The organism is Novosphingobium malaysiense (assembly GCF_000802225.1).
Lineage (GTDB): Bacteria > Pseudomonadota > Alphaproteobacteria > Sphingomonadales > Sphingomonadaceae > Novosphingobium > Novosphingobium malaysiense.
This window is the reverse complement of sequence record NZ_JTDI01000006.1, coordinates 160,834-175,213: the sequence shown is the minus strand read 5'-3', so window position 1 is coordinate 175,213 and position 14,380 is coordinate 160,834. Positions and strand designations below refer to the sequence as shown.

Here is a 14,380-nt window from a genome sequence, read left to right as displayed (position 1 = left end):
CCCGTCGTCCCAGCGAAAGCTGGGATCGGTTTCGGCGTCGTGCAAGGTAACCCGCGATCCCGGCCTGCGCTGGGATGACGTCTTGCAAAATCCTCAGGCTTCGGCGGCTTCGACCAGCGCCTTCACGTCCGCGCGCAACTGGTCCTTGCGGACCTTGCCCGAAGCTGTACGCGGGAAGTCTTCGCGATACTCGAAACGCTCAGGTATCTTTTGCCTGGCAAGGCCGCTGGCGGCGACGTGGGCGGCCAGATCCTGCGGGGAAGGTCGCTCGCCTTCGGAGAGGATATAGGCGCACACGCCTTCGCCGAGACGGGCATGCGGCATGGCGACGACCGCGGCTTCGCGCACGTTTGGATGCGCGTGCAGCACGTCCTCGATCTCCTTGGCGGAAATGTTTTCGCCGCCGCGGATGATCAGGTCCTTCTTGCGGCCGGTGATGGTGATCGCGCCTTCGTCGCTACGCACGCCGAGGTCGCCGGTGCGGAAGAAGCCGTCGGTGGTAATTGCCTCGCGGCTTTGCGCCTCGTCGGCATATCCGAGCATCATCCCGGGCCCCCGCGCAAGGATTTCGCCCTCCTGCCCGTTGGGGAGATCCCTATCCTCGTGATCGACGATCCGTACGTCGTAGTCGACGATGGCGCCGTCGGTCGTGGCGGCAAGCGTTTCCACGTTGGGCCAGCCGAAGGTGACGAGCGGGACTTCGGAAGCGCCGAAGACGCGGAAGGCGCGGCAATGGGCAAAAGCGGCATTCGCTGCCGGGATCAGGTCGTTGGGAACGGCCGCACCGCCACAGGCGAAGAAACGGAAGCTGGGCAGGGGATTGCCTGCCTTGCGGGCCGCTGCGGCCAGCTCGACGAGGAACGGCGTGGCCGCGACCGTGCCGACGAGATGGTGCCGGTCGATCAGGGCAAGCGCTTCGTCGGCGTTCCAGCTTTCCATCAGCACCGTGCGAGTGCCGCAGATGAAGGGGGCCTCGAGGCCGTTGGCATAGCCCGAGACGTGCGTGACCGGCGACGGCATGAGCGTGCCTTCTCCAGGCTGGACCCCCCAGTATGCACCGCTTTCCTTCAGGATGCGGGCAATCGAGACGTGGCTGTGAAGGACACCCTTGGGACGGCCGGTGGTGCCCGAGGTATAGAGCACCATTTTTACGCCGAGAGGATCCACTTTCGGTCTGGCGAAGCGCGACGCGCGGCCTTCCGCGACGAGAGCCGCATAATCGTCCTGTCCTTCGCCGCGCACGGTAAACACGTGGTCGAGTTCAGGCAGGTCCGCGCGGATGCGCTGCGCCATGGCGGCGAAATCGTACTTGCGGAAAGAGGACGCCACGAAGAAGGCCTTGGCGCCGCAGTCGCCCAGCATCAGGGTGACCTCATGGTCGCGGTAGATGGGCACGATCGGGTTGACGACCAGACCGGACATGGCCGCCGCGGTGTTGATGACCATGGTTTCGCGCCAGTTCGGCACCTGGAAGGCAATGACATCACCAGGCCTCAGGCCGCGTGCGTGCATCGCGGCCGAGAGGGCTTCGGCATCGGCAACGATCTGCTCGCGCGTGACCTGCGTTTCGCCCTCGACAAGGGCGGCGAAGCCGGGATCGGCTTCGGCAAGCGCGGTTGCCTGCTCGGCGATGGTGCGTTCGTCCCACACTCCCTTGCCGGCATAGGCGGCCAGGTGGGGTGGGGGAATTTCAAGCCATGCCCATGGTGGGCTCTTCCTCTCCGTCATGGCTGCTGAGTGCCCTCCAAAGATTCGCAGGCCAACTGTCCAAAGTGCCAAGATGGCTGCACGAACTAGCACCTTGTTCAGCTTGTCGCCCATCGGCTGCTGTCCCAGACTCCGTTTCAGAACCTAATCCGGGAGAATACCGTGGACCGCTTGAAACAGCTCGGTGACGTTGCAGAAATCATGCTCGACTATGTCGAGAACAAGAAGACCTTCCAGACCGACAAGCCGCTTCGTGTGCCGTCGAGCAGCTATACGGACAAGGACCAGTTCAACGCCGAGATTGAGCTCGTTTTCAAGCGTACCCCGCTGATGCTGGCCTTTACCGCGGAATTGCCCAATCCCGGCGATTACAAGGCGATGGAAGCAGTCGGCATGCCGGTACTGATCAACCGGGACAAGCAGGGCAAGGTTCGCGCATTCCTGAACGTATGTTCGCACCGCGGCGCGCCCGTGGCCGAAGGCAAGGGCAATTGCACGCGCTTTACCTGCAAGTACCATTCCTGGACTTTCGGCTCGGACGGCAAGCTCATCGGGATTTCGGAGGCGAATACTTTCGGCGACGTCGACAAGTCGCAGATGGGACTTCGCGAACTGCCGTGCGAAGAGCGCGCCGGCATGATCTTCGTATGCCTGACGCCCAATGCGCCGATGAATCTCGATACCTACTTCCGGGGCTACCTGGAGGACTTCGAGGCGCTCGACTTCGCCAACTGGACCTATCTCGGCAATCGCACGATCGAGGGTGCCAACTGGAAGATCGCCTTCGACGGCTATCTCGAGGGCTATCACTTCAAGTCGCTCCACCCGGAAACGATCTTTCCGCGCACGCCCTCCAACACCATGCATTACGAGGGTTTCGGCCCCAACATGCGAATCGGCTTTCCACAACACACCATCGCCGAACAGCTCAAGGACGTGCCGCGCGAGAAATGGGGCGAATGCGAGAACGAGGGCTACGACTTCGTGCGCATTTTCTTCCCGAACGTATCGGTGTTCATCGCGCCCGAAATCACCCAGGTAGCCCAGCTGTTCCCCGGGCCGACGCCGGACAAGAACCGCACCGTGCTCAACTACCTGCGCCGTGAACCGGTTAAGGACGAGGCCGACCGCGAGGCCGTGGAAGCGGCAATGAACTTCTTTCGCGACGTCACCTACCAGGAAGACTACGTCATCGGCATGGAGATCCAGAAGGGCCTGGAATCGGGAGCCCACGACGAAATCGTCTTTGGCCGCAACGAGCGCGGCAACCAGTATTTCCACGAGTGGCTGAACTGGTATCTGGAGGACGATCCCTCTACGCCCGAACCGACCATGTAAGGGCCGGGAACGCCGGGGGAGGGCACGCATGCACAAACTGTCACTGGCATCGGGCGTGCTGCCTGAATTCGGCGCCGTCGATGTCGTGGAGGCGGGTGGTGCCGCGGGGTATGACGCGGTCGGCCTGTGGGTCGAACCATCCGAATGGACGGCGCAGACGACCCGTGAGACGCGCGCCGCCCTCGCGCGGACCGGACTGCCGGTGCTCGATGTCGAGGTCATCTGGATCAAGCCCGATTCCTCGCTCGACGACCATCGCAAGTTGATCGACGTCGGAGTGGAACTGGGGGCAGCCAATGTCCTTTGCGTTTCCTCCGACCCCGATCACGGGGCCACGGCCGACAAGCTGGCGGCATTGTGCCGCCATGCGGAGGGTTCGGGGATGCGGGTCGCCCTGGAGTTCGGGATATTCACCGAGGTGAAAGACCTGGCGCAGGCGCTCGCCATCCTCGACCGGGTGGCCCATCCCCTGCGCGCGGTGCTGATCGATCCGATCCATGTCGACCGCTCGGGGGCGAGCGTCGAGCAGATCGCGGCGATCGATCGGGCGTTGCTGCCCTATGCGCAGATCTGCGATGCGCGCGGCGAAAGGCCCGATCCGGGCGACTTCGATGCGGTGATAACCGATGCCATCGACCTGCGGGAACAATGCGGAGAGGGCGTGCTGCCTCTGGCGGCGATGCTCCGGGCGCTGCCCGTGAACATACCGCTATCGATCGAACTGCGCAGCGCGACCCTGCGCGAAGCGTTTACGCATCCCGCGCTGAGGGCCAAGGCGGTGCTAGAGGCAACGCGTAGCTGGCTGGAGGGCCTGACATGACCGTTACTGTTGTCTCACTTCTCAAGCGAAAGGCCGGCACGAGCCGGGAAGAATTCCGCACCTATTACGAGAGCAATCACCGTCTCATCGGCGAGAAGGTGCTGTCCGGTTACGCCACGCGCTACGTGCGCCGGTTTCTCGAACCGGCCGACGGGATCGACCAGGACCAGGACTTCGATGTGATACTGGAGATCGATTTTCCTGACGAAGCCACACGCAAGGCCTGCTTTGCGGCGATTGGCGAACCGGCAACGCTGGCAATGATCGTCGAGGATGAGGAAAAACTGTTCGATCGCAGTCGAATGCGGACGTTCAACGTAACCCAAAGCCAGTCGGACATGCCGCCGCTCGCCTGATGCGAACGGCGGGGTGCCGGGTCAGTCGTTGAGGATCGAGCGGTAGGCGCGGCGCGTGAACAGCCAGTTGCCGTCCCGCTTTTCCAGTTCGTCGTCATAACGGCCGGTCGTGCGCGTGCGCTTGCCGGTATCGGGATCGTCGTAGATCTCGATCGTGTAGGCGACGGTCTTTGCCCGGTTGCCTTCGATCTCGATCGCGCCGGGCTGCATGAAGTAGATCATCGGCTTCGACATGTTTTCGAGACCGTAGCGCTTCATCGATTCGGTCCAGGCACCGACGATCGTTTCCTTGCCGTCGAACCCACCGAGGTCGGGGTATTCCGGCAATTCCCAATAGGCGTCTTCGGCCCAGATGGAGCCCCACAGTTCGGGGTCCTTCGTCATTACTCCGTGGGCGTGGGTATCCATGAGTTCGCGGATCGCGAGGCGGTCATCTACAGGTCCAGTAAAGGCCATGGTGCAAAACTCCTTACCAGGCGTGCTTTTCGCCGTTCCACTTGAAGAATTCGCCGCTGTCCTCGAGCTTCCAGCCTTCGGCGAGAGCGACGATCTGGCTGGCGCTGTCCTCGGGCGTGATTTCCGCGTCGGGGCCGCCCATGTCGGTCTGGACATAGCCGGGATGAATCAAGCCGACGACGATGCCGCGGTCTTTCAGATCGATGGCAACGGAGCGCATCATGCGGTTGAGCCCGGCCTTGGTGGCGACGTAGGGATAGAACCCGCCATAGGGCCAGGTCGAGGCGGCGAGCTGGCTGGAGAAGTTCATCACCTTGCTGCCCTCGCTCATGCGCGGCAGGAACGCGATCAGCACCCGCAACGGCCCCTTGAGCATGATCTCGATCGCATCGTCGAAATCCTTCCAGTCGACCTTGTCGAGCTGCGGGGCCATTTCGCCGACGATGCCGGCCACGTTGTAGAGGAGGTCGATCGGGCCGTCGCCGGTCGCGGCCGCGCCGGCCTTGACCGATTCATCGCTGCCGACGTCCATCGTGTGGACCGTGAGCTTGCCATTTGAGCCGGCCGCAAGGGCGTTGAGGTCGTCGGCGCCGGAAGGGTTGCGGACCAGCGCATAGACGCGATCGCCCTTTGCCAGATGCTGCTTCGCCAGTTCGAACGCGATGCCGCGACCGGCGCCGGTGATTGCCACGTTGGCCATGGAGTTCCTTTCCTCTGTCCTCTCGACGAAATTCTTGCGGCACCGCGTATCGGCGCCGCAAGATTCGTTTCTGATTGCACGGGAAGTCTGGAAGATGGCGGCAGGGCGGGCTACCTGTCACTTGTGAGAGAAACCCCGAAGGGGCCTGCTCAGCGGTTTTCGTAGAGTTGCTGCATGGTGTGAGCGGCAAAACGCTGGAGACGCTCCAACCGGTCGGGCGATCCGAACATCGGGGTATGCAGCAACATCCCCATGTGGATGGCGCTGGTAAAGTCGTTGGCCAGCTTGAGCAGGTCCCAGTGGTCCTGCCACTGCGGGAAGGCCTCGATCATCTCGCTGGTCCAGACTTCGTCATAGCGGCGCGCCGCGGGATCGAAGATCGCGGCGAGTTCCGCGTCGGTGCGCGCGGCGACGGTCAGTTCGAGCCAGGCGGCGTAGTCGCGCGTTTGCACCGAGCGCCAATGCGCTTCGCATGCAAGCTCGATAAGGGGCTCGTCGGTGCGCAGCTCTACCGCCTCGAAGTAATCGGCAAGGAACGTGCGCATGCGGTGATAGACCACGTGATCGACGACCGCGGCGACAAGCTCCATGCGCGTGGGGAAATGGTGGTGCATGGCGCCGCGTGAGGCGCCGGTCCGCGTGGCCACGGCAGCGGTGGTCAGGCCGGGGTAGCCATCCTCGACCAGGCAATCGACCGCGGCTGAGACCAGCCGCTCGCGCATCCTCGCGCTCTTGCGCTGTTGCCATTTGGCTGGCGGCTCCGATTCATGCTCCGGGTGCAGGGCGCTGAGCACGCGGTCCCTGATCGCTGTCGTCTGGCTTTGCATGATTTCCACTCATCTGCGGCGCTATCGGCGGGCACCTAGCCAAATTGGCAGGTGGGCGCGACGCGAACAAGCTAGCATAAAAACCGGCAGATGAGTCGGTTTATTTTGATGCCGACATGACAAGGCCAGTCCGGGCCGCATGATCCGGGCGGTCGGGAGAGGGGAGAGCCTGAGCGATGAAAACTGCACCCAAGAAATATCTGTCCTGCCTGCTTGCCGGGACCTGCATTGCGGTTTCCGCGCCTGCGCTGGCGCAGGAGACGGCGCCGCAGGGCGGCGCGTCGGGCGGCCTGCAGGAGATCGTCGTGACGGCCCAGAAGCAGGTGCAGAGCCAGCAGGACGTGCCGATTTCGGTGACCGCCGTTTCGGGCGATTCGCTGCAGGAGGCCCAGGTCAACAACATTGCGGACATGTCCAACTCGATCCCCAATGTTCAGATCAACACTTTCTCCAATTCGCCCGATTCCGCAGTGTTCACCATCCGCGGCGTCGGCGTGAACGATGCCGACCCCTACGTCGGCACGACGGTGTCGGTGGTCGTCGACGGCGTCGTCGTGGGCGTGAACACCGCGGCGCTGCTCTCGCTGTTCGACATCGATCGCGTCGAAGTGCTGCGCGGGCCGCAGGGCACGCTGTTCGGCGCAAACACCACCGGCGGCGTCATCAACGTCGTGACCAAGCAGCCAACCGGCGAACTGGGCGGCGAATTCGAGGCGGTGTACGGCAACTACAACCACCTCGAACTCAATGCGGCGCTGAACTTCCCGATTACCGATAACCTCTCGGGCAAAGTCTCGATGCTGCACAATTCGATGGACGGCTTTTTCCGCAACTATGCGGACAACCGCCGCATCGGTGAGCGCAACATCACCACGCTGCGCGGTTACCTGAAGTACGAGCAGGGCGACTACGACGCCACGCTGATCGGGCAGTACGTGCGTAGCCGCAACGGGTCGCAGACCGGCATTATCGTGGCCGGGCCGGGTGAACTGTTCTACGTGCCTGGCCAGACCGACAACCCGTTCGATTTCAAGCGCGGGCTCAGCTACGATCAGCCGGACGCCAACGACCGCGATTCCTATGCGGTGACATTCACCCAAAATCTGTCGACCGGCATCGGCGATCTTACCTCGATCACCGCCTATCGCGAGTATGACAACGACCTCTATTCGGACGACGACGCGACCACCAACGTGTGGCTGCAGACTCATCGCCGCATCAAGCATCACCAGTTCAGCCAGGAACTGCGCGACCTTGTCGATCTGACGGATACCACCCGGCTGATCGTGGGCGGGTACTATTTCCGCCAGCACTATACCCTCGATCAGCAGGGCAAGCTCGACGGCTTCCTTCCGGGCCTAGGCCAGCCGCAGACGCAGAAGCAGACCAACTGGTCGCTCTCCGGCTTCGCGCAGCTCTATCAGGATATCACCGAGAACCTGCGGCTGCAGGCCGGCATTCGCTACAGCCACGAAAAGACCGAGGCGACCTCGACCACGGCCAACACCTTCAATGCTTCAGGCCAGTCGACCTTCAACGATCCGATCATTCCGGGCAGCCTGATCGTCGCAAGCGGCAAGAAGTCCTGGGACAACGTGGGTTGGAAAGTCGGGCTCGACTACAAGGTCAACCCGGACGTGATGCTCTACGGCTACTATGCGCGCGGTTTCAAGTCGGGCGGCTTCACCGGACGTATCGCCATTGCGCAGGACATCGGTCCCTACAATCCGGAAAAGCTCGATACCATTGAGGCCGGCTTCAAGGCGGACCTGCTCGATCGTCACCTGCGCGTGAACCTGGCCGCGTTCTACAACTGGTATTCGGACATGCAGGTGGTCCAGAACATCACCTATCCTTCGGGTGCCAACTCGGCCTCGATCGCCAATGCCGGCAGCGCGCGCACCAAGGGCTTCGAACTCGAAGTCACCGCGGTGCCGGTCTATGGCCTGACCTTCACCGGTTCGCTTGCGTACCTCGATGCCAAGTACAAGGAATACGACACGCAGGTTCTCGATCCGGCGACGGGCGGGCTCGTACCCGCTTCCTATGCGGGCAACAGCCTGATGAACTCGCCGAAGTGGAATGCGGCTTTCGGTTTCAACTGGAAGCAGCCTGTGGGCAACGGAACCCTGACCACGACGGGCCAGTACAGCTACACCAGCTCCAAATACACCAGCTACACCAACCTGCCGGTCGAGCGCGTCGGCCCGGTGGAGCTGGTGAATGCCAGCATGAACTGGGGCCCGGACGATGCCGGCTGGAAAATCGGCGCCTTTGCGCGCAATCTGTTCAACGAAAAATACTTCAACCAGAAGCTGAGCCTCGCCGGGATCGGAACCTTGGCGTCGCTGGGTTCGCCGCGCGAGTACGGCGTGAACTTCCGCTACAGTTTCTGAGAAAACGGGAGAGCACGACAATGGCAACGGTAACGGAAACCGGATTCGATCTCGAAGCGGAGATTCGCGACCTTGCCGCGCGTCGGGACATTACGGATGCGGTCCAGCGCTACATGCGCGGGCTCGACAGGCTCGATGCCGACCTGCAACGCACCGCCTTTCATGCCGACGCGACGATCGACTGCGGGTTGATGAAAGGCAGTGTCGATGAATTCGTCACTTTTGCGCAGGATCTGCTGGCCGACATGGATGCAACGCATCATCTGCTCGGTCAGGTGCGCATCGAGCTGGATGGCGAGACCGCACAGGGCGAGTGCTACTTCCAGGCCTGGCACCGTACTGCAGGTGAAGATGGCGGGGTGCGCGACCTGTTCATCGCTGGCCGCTACATCGACGACTATGCCTGCCGCGACGGCGAATGGCGCATTTCCGCCCGCACGCTGGTGACCGATTGGGTCAAGGACGATCCCGGCTCGCTCGACTTCTTCGCAGCCAATCCCTCTGCTCCGCGCGGCGCGCGGGGCGGGGCGGATCTCAGCCAGACCCGTACCTCCTCCCCCCAAGCCAAGATCTGAAAAGGAAGCCCCCCATGAACGTCCAGAGCAAAGCCTCGCGCTACTCGCCCGATTTCGACATGCCGGTCCGCGGCGATCCGATCACGGCCGAGCGTTACATCTCGAAAGAGTGGATGGATCTCGAGACCAAGAACCTGTGGCCCAAGGTCTGGCACCTGGGTGCGGTCATCGCCGAGTTCGAGGAACCGGGCGACATCGTGCGCCACAACTTCGGCAAAGAGTCCGTGATCATGGTCAAGCAGGAGGACGGCTCGATCAAGGCGTTCTACAATGCCTGCCCGCACCGCGGTAACCGGTTGATCCTGGGCGAACAGGCTGCCGTTCCGCGCATCACCTGCGCCTATCACTCGTGGACCTTCGACCTCGACGGCACGCTGGCCAAGGTACAGGACCCCGACGACTTCGAGGGCGGCAGCCCCTGCGGAAAGGTGCACTTGTCCGAACTGCGCTGCGACACCTGGGGTCCCTTCGTGTTCTGGTGCATGGACGATGACGTCGCCCCCCTGCACGAATGGCTCGCCCCGTTCCCCGAGCGCCTGAAGGGTTACGGCGTCGACAACTGGGTGCGCGTGCTCAAGCTGTCGTGCGATGCGGATTTCAACTGGAAGATCATCCGCGACAACTTCAACGAGAGCTACCACCTGCCGACGATCCATCCGGAACTGTCGACCTTCATCAACGATGGCCTGCCCGACACGCTGTTCGAGATGTATCCTTCGGGCCACAACGCGATGTGGATGAAGGGGCACCAGGCGACGACCCGCGTCGATTATCACACGACAGAGGTTCCGGCCCCGCTCGACGACGTGGCCCGCGCCTGGGATATCGATCCGGCAGACTACAACGGGCATACCGGCGACCTGCGCGAAGCGATCATCGAGGCGAAGCGCCGGCTTGGTCCCTCGCGCGGCTTCACCAACTACGAGAACATGAGCGATCAGCAGCTGGTGGACTATTTCCACTGCACGCTGTTCCCCAACCTCACGCTCACCATGAGCCCCGAACAGCTTCAGGTGCTGCGCACCGAGCCGCACCCGACCGATCCCGAGAAGTGCATCTTCCAGCACTGGTGTCTCTATCCGCCGGTCGAAGGCATGAAGGAAGTGGTCACGCCGATCGGCAACGAGCCGCTCGAGCACGATGCCGTGGTGCGCCACTCGGTCTACGGCGACGGCGTTTCGCTCGGCTTCGTGGCGGATCAGGATCTCTCGATCGGCACCAGCCAGCAGCAGGGCCTCAATTCGCGCGGCTTCAAGGGCTGCATTCTGCCGGGGCAGGAAAAGCGCATCCAGCGCTTCCACGAACTGCTCAACGATTACGTCGCCGGCATCGAACCGACTGGCAAGGAGTAAGCGAGATGGTTCCCGCTCCCGGCGTTCCCGGCAAACACTTCATGCAGGTCGCGATGATGGTCGATGACATCGAGACGGCCTGCGCGAACTGGACCCGGACCACCGGGATCGGGCCTTTCCTGCACGTCCCGCACGTGGTTCTGGAGGAATTTGGCTATCGCGGCGAGACAACGTCCGGTCTCGATTTCTCGGTCGCCATCGCCCAGTCGGGCGGGGTGCAGATCGAGCTTGTGCAGCAGCACAGTGACGGCCCCTCGGCCTATCGCGACACCATTGCCAAAGGGGAAGGGGGCTTTCACCACCTGGCGATCTACACCGACGATTACGACGCGGCCTATGCCGGCTATGTCGACCAGGGCTTCGTGGCCGCGGTCGACGGCACCTTCGGCGGCTATCGCTTCAGTTACATCGATACCAGTGCGGCGATCGGCTGCATGGTCGAACTGATCGAGGCCAATCCGCTGCAGACCGACTTTTTCGAACGCATCGCCGCCGCAGCCGAAGGCTGGGACGGGGTGACCGATCCGATCCGCCCCGGCTTCCCGGCCGAGGCGCAATAAAACGACCGATAAGCATAACAAACCAACCACCCGGTGCGCCGGGGAGAAGACCGGGACAAAAGGAACTTTGCCATGGCGACCCGTTACCTGGATACCCCGACCAAGTCCGATACGTACCCGACCCATCCCGACGCGCAGTTTCCCAAGGCACGCGGCGATGCGATCACCGGCGACCGCTATTATTCCAAGGAATTCGCCGAGCGCGAATGGGAGCACATGTGGAAACGCGTGTGGCACGTGGGCGGCCGCGAAAGCCAGCTGGAAGAGACGGGCGACTTCATCGTCCACCAGTTCAAGCATGAATCGGTAATCATGATCCGTCAGGAGGACGGCTCGGTCCGCGCCTTCTTCAACGTCTGCCGTCACCGCGGCAACCGCCTCGTCAATGTGGAAGAGGGTGGGGTAGCGAAGCACCTGACCTGCCCGTACCACAACTGGAAGTGGAACATTAACGGCGAACTCGACGAAGTGCAGGACCCGGAGGATTTCCCCCAGGGCAATCCCTGCGGCAAGCTGCGCATGAAGGAAGTGCCCTGCGAGACGTGGGGCGGCTTCGTGTTCTTCAGCTTCGATCCCAATGCCCTGCCGCTCATGGAATACCTCGATCCCATCCCCACGCTGCTTGCGAACCGTGACCTCAGGAACTGGAAGCGCGTCGTCTGGCTGACGCTGCGGGTGAACACCAACTGGAAGTTCGCCAGCGACAACTTCAACGAGAGCTATCACATCCCGGCGGTGCATCCGCAGTTCCAGCCGATGATCGACGATCACTATTCGACGACGATCTTCGAGATGTACCCCAATGGCCACAACCGCATGATCGAGAAGCTGCAGCCGTCCAGCCGCTATGAGACCTCGGTCAATGTCATGCCGCTCTGGGCCGATGTGCTCAAGGAATGGGATCTCGATCCGGCCGAGTTCGAGGGGCGTGCACAGGAAGCGCGCCTGGCCCTGCAGCAGGCTCGCCGCAAGCTCGGGCCGGAGCGCGGTTATCACTACATGGCGCAGCTCTCCGACGACGAATTGACCGACCAGTTCCATCACACCGGCTTCCCGAACCTGACGCTGACCGGCACGCCCGAAGGGCTGCACATGTTCCGCACCGAACCGGATGCCGACGATCCGAACTGGTCCACCTTCGACTACTGGTACATGGTTCCCGAGGTCGAGGGCATGACGGAAGTCCCGACGATCTATGGCATGCGCCCCTTCGAAGAGGCGGAGCACCAGACCGAGCTGTTCGGCGCCGAAGGACAGCAGATCGCGCAGGGCGACTTCCTGGCGCAGGATCTGTCGCTTGCCGTCACCCAGCAGCAGGGCTTGCGCTCGATGGGCTTCGAGCAGGCGTATCTGGCCGAACAGGAAACCCGTATCAGCCGCTTTCACGAGGTGATCAACGACTACCTCGAAGGGCGCCGCTGATTTACTGAGCTCCTCCCTAGGGCCGGTCGCCGTTGGGGCGACCGGCCCGATCTTCAAGAACGACCTAGCCCGAGAGGAATACCCGAAATGACCGTTGCCTGCCCCGTCGAGGACCGCCTTGCCATTCAGGACCTGCTGATCGCCTATGCACACGCGGTGGACAGCCTGCACGATGTCGACGGCATCTGCGATGTCTTCGTAGAAGACGCGGTGTTCGACCTGTCGGGCATCAACTTCCCGAGCCTCAACGGCCATGCCGAGATCCGCAAGTTCTTCGAGGACACCTTCGATGCGATGTCCGCCCATGCCCACTACCTGACGAACTTCGCGATCACCTCCTACGAAGGCGGCTCGGTGGGCTCCAAGGCGTCCATTCGCGCCTATGTGATCGGAATGGGCAACTACAAGGCGGGCGGCAATATCGTCGTGAACGGCCGCTACTACTTCGACGTGATCCGCACCGAGGCGGGGTGGAAGGCCACGCGCTACACGATGGACTTCCTGATCCCGCCTGCGGAGTAAGCTGTCGCCGGGGTGAGGCTCAATCGCCGAGCGTCACCCCGAATATTTCGCGGCGCGGCCAGCCGTCGTTGCCGTAGACCGGCTCCACGCCGCTCACCGAATACAACTGCACGCCGAACCCGGTCAGTTCCCAGTTTTCAAGATGGCTACGCATCGCCGCATAGGGGGCGCCGCGAAAGTGATTGAGCAGGGCTTCCTCGCTTTCCCATTCCTCGTAGACCTGAATCTTGCCCGGCTCGAGCGGATCGATGGCCCAGTTGTAGGCAACGCAGCCATCCTCGGCGCGACCCGATGCGATGTGCTCGGCGCCGCCGGTGATGATTTCACGGCAGGTGGTCTCGTCGCCTGCATAAGTCAGCCAGCCGGCTACAACGATGCGCATGTAGGTATCCTCTCGCGATTGCGTTTCGGGCCGGGAGGCTAGGAACGGTGCGGGGCGAGCGCCGCTGGCACTTTGCACAGGTGTGCACGCGAGCCGGGAAAGGGTTCATTCGTGGCCGCAGCAAAATTGGCGCAGACAAGCACGGAGAGGACAGAAATGACGGGACGGATCGAAGGCAAGGTGGCGCTCGTTACAGGTGCTGCCTCGGGGCTTGGAGATGCCATTGCGCGGCGTTTTGCCGCAGAAGGCGCGGCCGTGGTTCTGGCCGACATCGATGCCGACAACGGCAAGGCTCTGGCCGCGGAAATGGGGGCAGGGGCATCTTTCGTCGTGCTTGACGTCACCAGGGAAGATCAGTGGATTGCCGCCTTCGAAGAGATCGAAGCGCGGCATGGCCGGCTGGACGTCCTCGTTAATTGCGCCGGGATCACGACGTACGGATCGGTCGAGGAGGTGACGCTCGACGCCTTTCGCCACGAGCTGGATGTCGACCTGCTTGGCCCGTTCCTCGGCTGCAAGCACGCGGTGCCACTGATGCGCAAGACTGGCGGCTCGGTCGTCAATATCGCTTCGATGGCGAGCATCCGCGCCGAACACTATCTCGTGGCCTACAATGCCGCCAAGGCGGGCGTTACGCACATGACCAAGTCCGTGGCGCTGCACTATGCCAAGGCCGGGACCGGCATTCGCTGCAACTCGGTGCACCCCGGCGTCATCCACACCCCGATCCTCGACAAGGTGCTGGCCCAGGCCGAGGACCCGAATGCGCTCTATGCGGAGTGGCTGGCGCTTCATCCCGTCGGGCGCATCGGCAAGCCGGAGGAAGTGGCGGCGCTGTGCCTCTACCTCGCGAGTGACGAGAGCGCTTTCGCGACGGGCGCCGAGTTCGTGCTGGATGGCGGATCGTCGCTGTAAGTTTAGCCGTTGTAATCGTCATCCCAGCGCAGGCTGGGATCGCAGGCGTTCG

General features: G+C 62.6%; 15 protein-coding genes. 10 read left to right on the top strand and 5 right to left on the bottom strand.

Going from position 1 to position 14,380, the window contains the following annotated elements:
• Positions 1-93 precede the first annotated feature (93 nt).
• Positions 94-1,728: an AMP-binding protein gene (locus tag LK12_RS18495; protein WP_039287382.1), complete on the bottom strand. Its 1,635-nt coding sequence runs from the start codon at positions 1,726-1,728 to the stop codon at positions 94-96.
• A 180-nt stretch (positions 1,729-1,908) separates the two neighbouring features.
• Between LK12_RS18495 and LK12_RS18490 the strand changes: the two genes are divergently transcribed.
• From LK12_RS18490 to LK12_RS18480, 3 genes are read left to right on the top strand one after another with little or no spacing between them, the layout of a single operon-like run.
• Positions 1,909-3,045, top strand: a complete 1,137-nt coding sequence (locus LK12_RS18490; protein WP_052223618.1) for an aromatic ring-hydroxylating oxygenase subunit alpha — start codon at positions 1,909-1,911, stop codon at positions 3,043-3,045.
• A gap of 28 nt (positions 3,046-3,073) precedes the next feature.
• Complete coding sequence (locus tag LK12_RS18485) at positions 3,074-3,865, top strand: sugar phosphate isomerase/epimerase family protein (RefSeq protein ID WP_039287376.1); 792 nt, start codon at positions 3,074-3,076, stop codon at positions 3,863-3,865.
• On the top strand, positions 3,862-4,221 hold the full coding sequence (locus LK12_RS18480) for an EthD domain-containing protein (RefSeq protein ID WP_039287373.1): 360 nt from the start codon (positions 3,862-3,864) through the stop codon (positions 4,219-4,221). Before LK12_RS18485 ends, LK12_RS18480 begins: the two co-directional genes overlap by 4 nt.
• A 21-nt stretch (positions 4,222-4,242) precedes the next feature.
• Here LK12_RS18480 and LK12_RS18475 read toward each other — a convergent pair whose 3' ends face one another.
• The 3 genes from LK12_RS18475 to LK12_RS18465 all read right to left on the bottom strand — a co-directional run bounded on the left by LK12_RS18475 (position 4,243) and on the right by LK12_RS18465 (position 6,204).
• A complete protein-coding gene (locus tag LK12_RS18475; RefSeq protein ID WP_039287370.1) occupies positions 4,243-4,677 on the bottom strand; it encodes a nuclear transport factor 2 family protein in 435 nt (144 codons plus the stop codon).
• Positions 4,678-4,690: 13 nt separating this feature from the next.
• Positions 4,691-5,377, bottom strand: coding sequence for an SDR family oxidoreductase (locus LK12_RS18470; RefSeq protein ID WP_039287367.1), 687 nt, complete (start codon positions 5,375-5,377; stop codon positions 4,691-4,693).
• 149 nt (positions 5,378-5,526) lie between these two features.
• Positions 5,527-6,204 (bottom strand): TetR/AcrR family transcriptional regulator, encoded by a 678-nt coding sequence (locus LK12_RS18465; protein WP_039287366.1) that lies wholly within the window; start codon positions 6,202-6,204, stop codon positions 5,527-5,529.
• A gap of 176 nt (positions 6,205-6,380) precedes the next feature.
• Here LK12_RS18465 and LK12_RS18460 point away from each other — a divergent pair, with 176 nt between their 5' ends.
• The 6 genes from LK12_RS18460 to LK12_RS18435 all read left to right on the top strand — a co-directional run bounded on the left by LK12_RS18460 (position 6,381) and on the right by LK12_RS18435 (position 13,031).
• A complete protein-coding gene (locus LK12_RS18460; RefSeq protein WP_039287363.1) occupies positions 6,381-8,600 on the top strand; it encodes a TonB-dependent receptor in 2,220 nt (739 codons plus the stop codon).
• A 20-nt stretch (positions 8,601-8,620) separates the two neighbouring features.
• The gene (locus LK12_RS18455; protein ID WP_039287360.1) at positions 8,621-9,175 is read left to right on the top strand and encodes a nuclear transport factor 2 family protein; all 555 of its coding nucleotides are present in this window, start codon (positions 8,621-8,623) and stop codon (positions 9,173-9,175) included.
• Between the two features lie 14 nt (positions 9,176-9,189).
• On the top strand, positions 9,190-10,527 hold the full coding sequence (locus tag LK12_RS18450; protein ID WP_039287357.1) for an aromatic ring-hydroxylating oxygenase subunit alpha: 1,338 nt from the start codon (positions 9,190-9,192) through the stop codon (positions 10,525-10,527).
• 5 nt (positions 10,528-10,532) lie between these two features.
• Positions 10,533-11,087 (top strand): VOC family protein, encoded by a 555-nt coding sequence (locus LK12_RS18445; protein ID WP_231568416.1) that lies wholly within the window; start codon positions 10,533-10,535, stop codon positions 11,085-11,087.
• A 72-nt stretch (positions 11,088-11,159) separates the two neighbouring features.
• The gene (locus tag LK12_RS18440; RefSeq protein ID WP_039287354.1) at positions 11,160-12,509 is read left to right on the top strand and encodes an aromatic ring-hydroxylating oxygenase subunit alpha; all 1,350 of its coding nucleotides are present in this window, start codon (positions 11,160-11,162) and stop codon (positions 12,507-12,509) included.
• 87 nt (positions 12,510-12,596) lie between these two features.
• Positions 12,597-13,031 carry a nuclear transport factor 2 family protein gene (locus tag LK12_RS18435; RefSeq protein ID WP_039287352.1) on the top strand — a complete coding sequence of 145 codons (435 nt, stop codon included), beginning with the start codon at positions 12,597-12,599 and terminating at the stop codon, positions 13,029-13,031.
• Between the two features lie 19 nt (positions 13,032-13,050).
• Here the strand turns inward: LK12_RS18435 and LK12_RS18430 are convergent, their stop codons facing one another.
• Positions 13,051-13,413, bottom strand: a complete 363-nt coding sequence (locus LK12_RS18430; RefSeq protein WP_039287350.1) for a putative quinol monooxygenase — start codon at positions 13,411-13,413, stop codon at positions 13,051-13,053.
• Between the two features lie 156 nt (positions 13,414-13,569).
• Between LK12_RS18430 and LK12_RS18425 the strand changes: the two genes are divergently transcribed.
• A complete protein-coding gene (locus LK12_RS18425; RefSeq protein WP_039287347.1) occupies positions 13,570-14,328 on the top strand; it encodes an SDR family NAD(P)-dependent oxidoreductase in 759 nt (252 codons plus the stop codon).
• Positions 14,329-14,380 lie beyond the last annotated feature (52 nt).

What these genes read in the sequence shown, in the direction of transcription:
- LK12_RS18495 (WP_039287382.1), bottom strand. Translation starts at nt 1,728, where the DNA reads ATGACGGAGAGGAAGAGCCCACCATGGGCATGGCTTGAAATTCCCCCA.
- LK12_RS18490 (WP_052223618.1), top strand. Translation starts at nt 1,909, where the DNA reads ATGCTCGACTATGTCGAGAACAAGAAGACCTTCCAGACCGACAAGCCG.
- LK12_RS18485 (WP_039287376.1), top strand. Translation starts at nt 3,074, where the DNA reads ATGCACAAACTGTCACTGGCATCGGGCGTGCTGCCTGAATTCGGCGCC.
- LK12_RS18480 (WP_039287373.1), top strand. Translation starts at nt 3,862, where the DNA reads ATGACCGTTACTGTTGTCTCACTTCTCAAGCGAAAGGCCGGCACGAGC.
- LK12_RS18475 (WP_039287370.1), bottom strand. Translation starts at nt 4,677, where the DNA reads ATGGCCTTTACTGGACCTGTAGATGACCGCCTCGCGATCCGCGAACTC.
- LK12_RS18470 (WP_039287367.1), bottom strand. Translation starts at nt 5,377, where the DNA reads ATGGCCAACGTGGCAATCACCGGCGCCGGTCGCGGCATCGCGTTCGAA.
- LK12_RS18465 (WP_039287366.1), bottom strand. Translation starts at nt 6,204, where the DNA reads ATGCAAAGCCAGACGACAGCGATCAGGGACCGCGTGCTCAGCGCCCTG.
- LK12_RS18460 (WP_039287363.1), top strand. Translation starts at nt 6,381, where the DNA reads ATGAAAACTGCACCCAAGAAATATCTGTCCTGCCTGCTTGCCGGGACC.
- LK12_RS18455 (WP_039287360.1), top strand. Translation starts at nt 8,621, where the DNA reads ATGGCAACGGTAACGGAAACCGGATTCGATCTCGAAGCGGAGATTCGC.
- LK12_RS18450 (WP_039287357.1), top strand. Translation starts at nt 9,190, where the DNA reads ATGAACGTCCAGAGCAAAGCCTCGCGCTACTCGCCCGATTTCGACATG.
- LK12_RS18445 (WP_231568416.1), top strand. Translation starts at nt 10,533, where the DNA reads ATGGTTCCCGCTCCCGGCGTTCCCGGCAAACACTTCATGCAGGTCGCG.
- LK12_RS18440 (WP_039287354.1), top strand. Translation starts at nt 11,160, where the DNA reads ATGGCGACCCGTTACCTGGATACCCCGACCAAGTCCGATACGTACCCG.
- LK12_RS18435 (WP_039287352.1), top strand. Translation starts at nt 12,597, where the DNA reads ATGACCGTTGCCTGCCCCGTCGAGGACCGCCTTGCCATTCAGGACCTG.
- LK12_RS18430 (WP_039287350.1), bottom strand. Translation starts at nt 13,413, where the DNA reads ATGCGCATCGTTGTAGCCGGCTGGCTGACTTATGCAGGCGACGAGACC.
- LK12_RS18425 (WP_039287347.1), top strand. Translation starts at nt 13,570, where the DNA reads ATGACGGGACGGATCGAAGGCAAGGTGGCGCTCGTTACAGGTGCTGCC.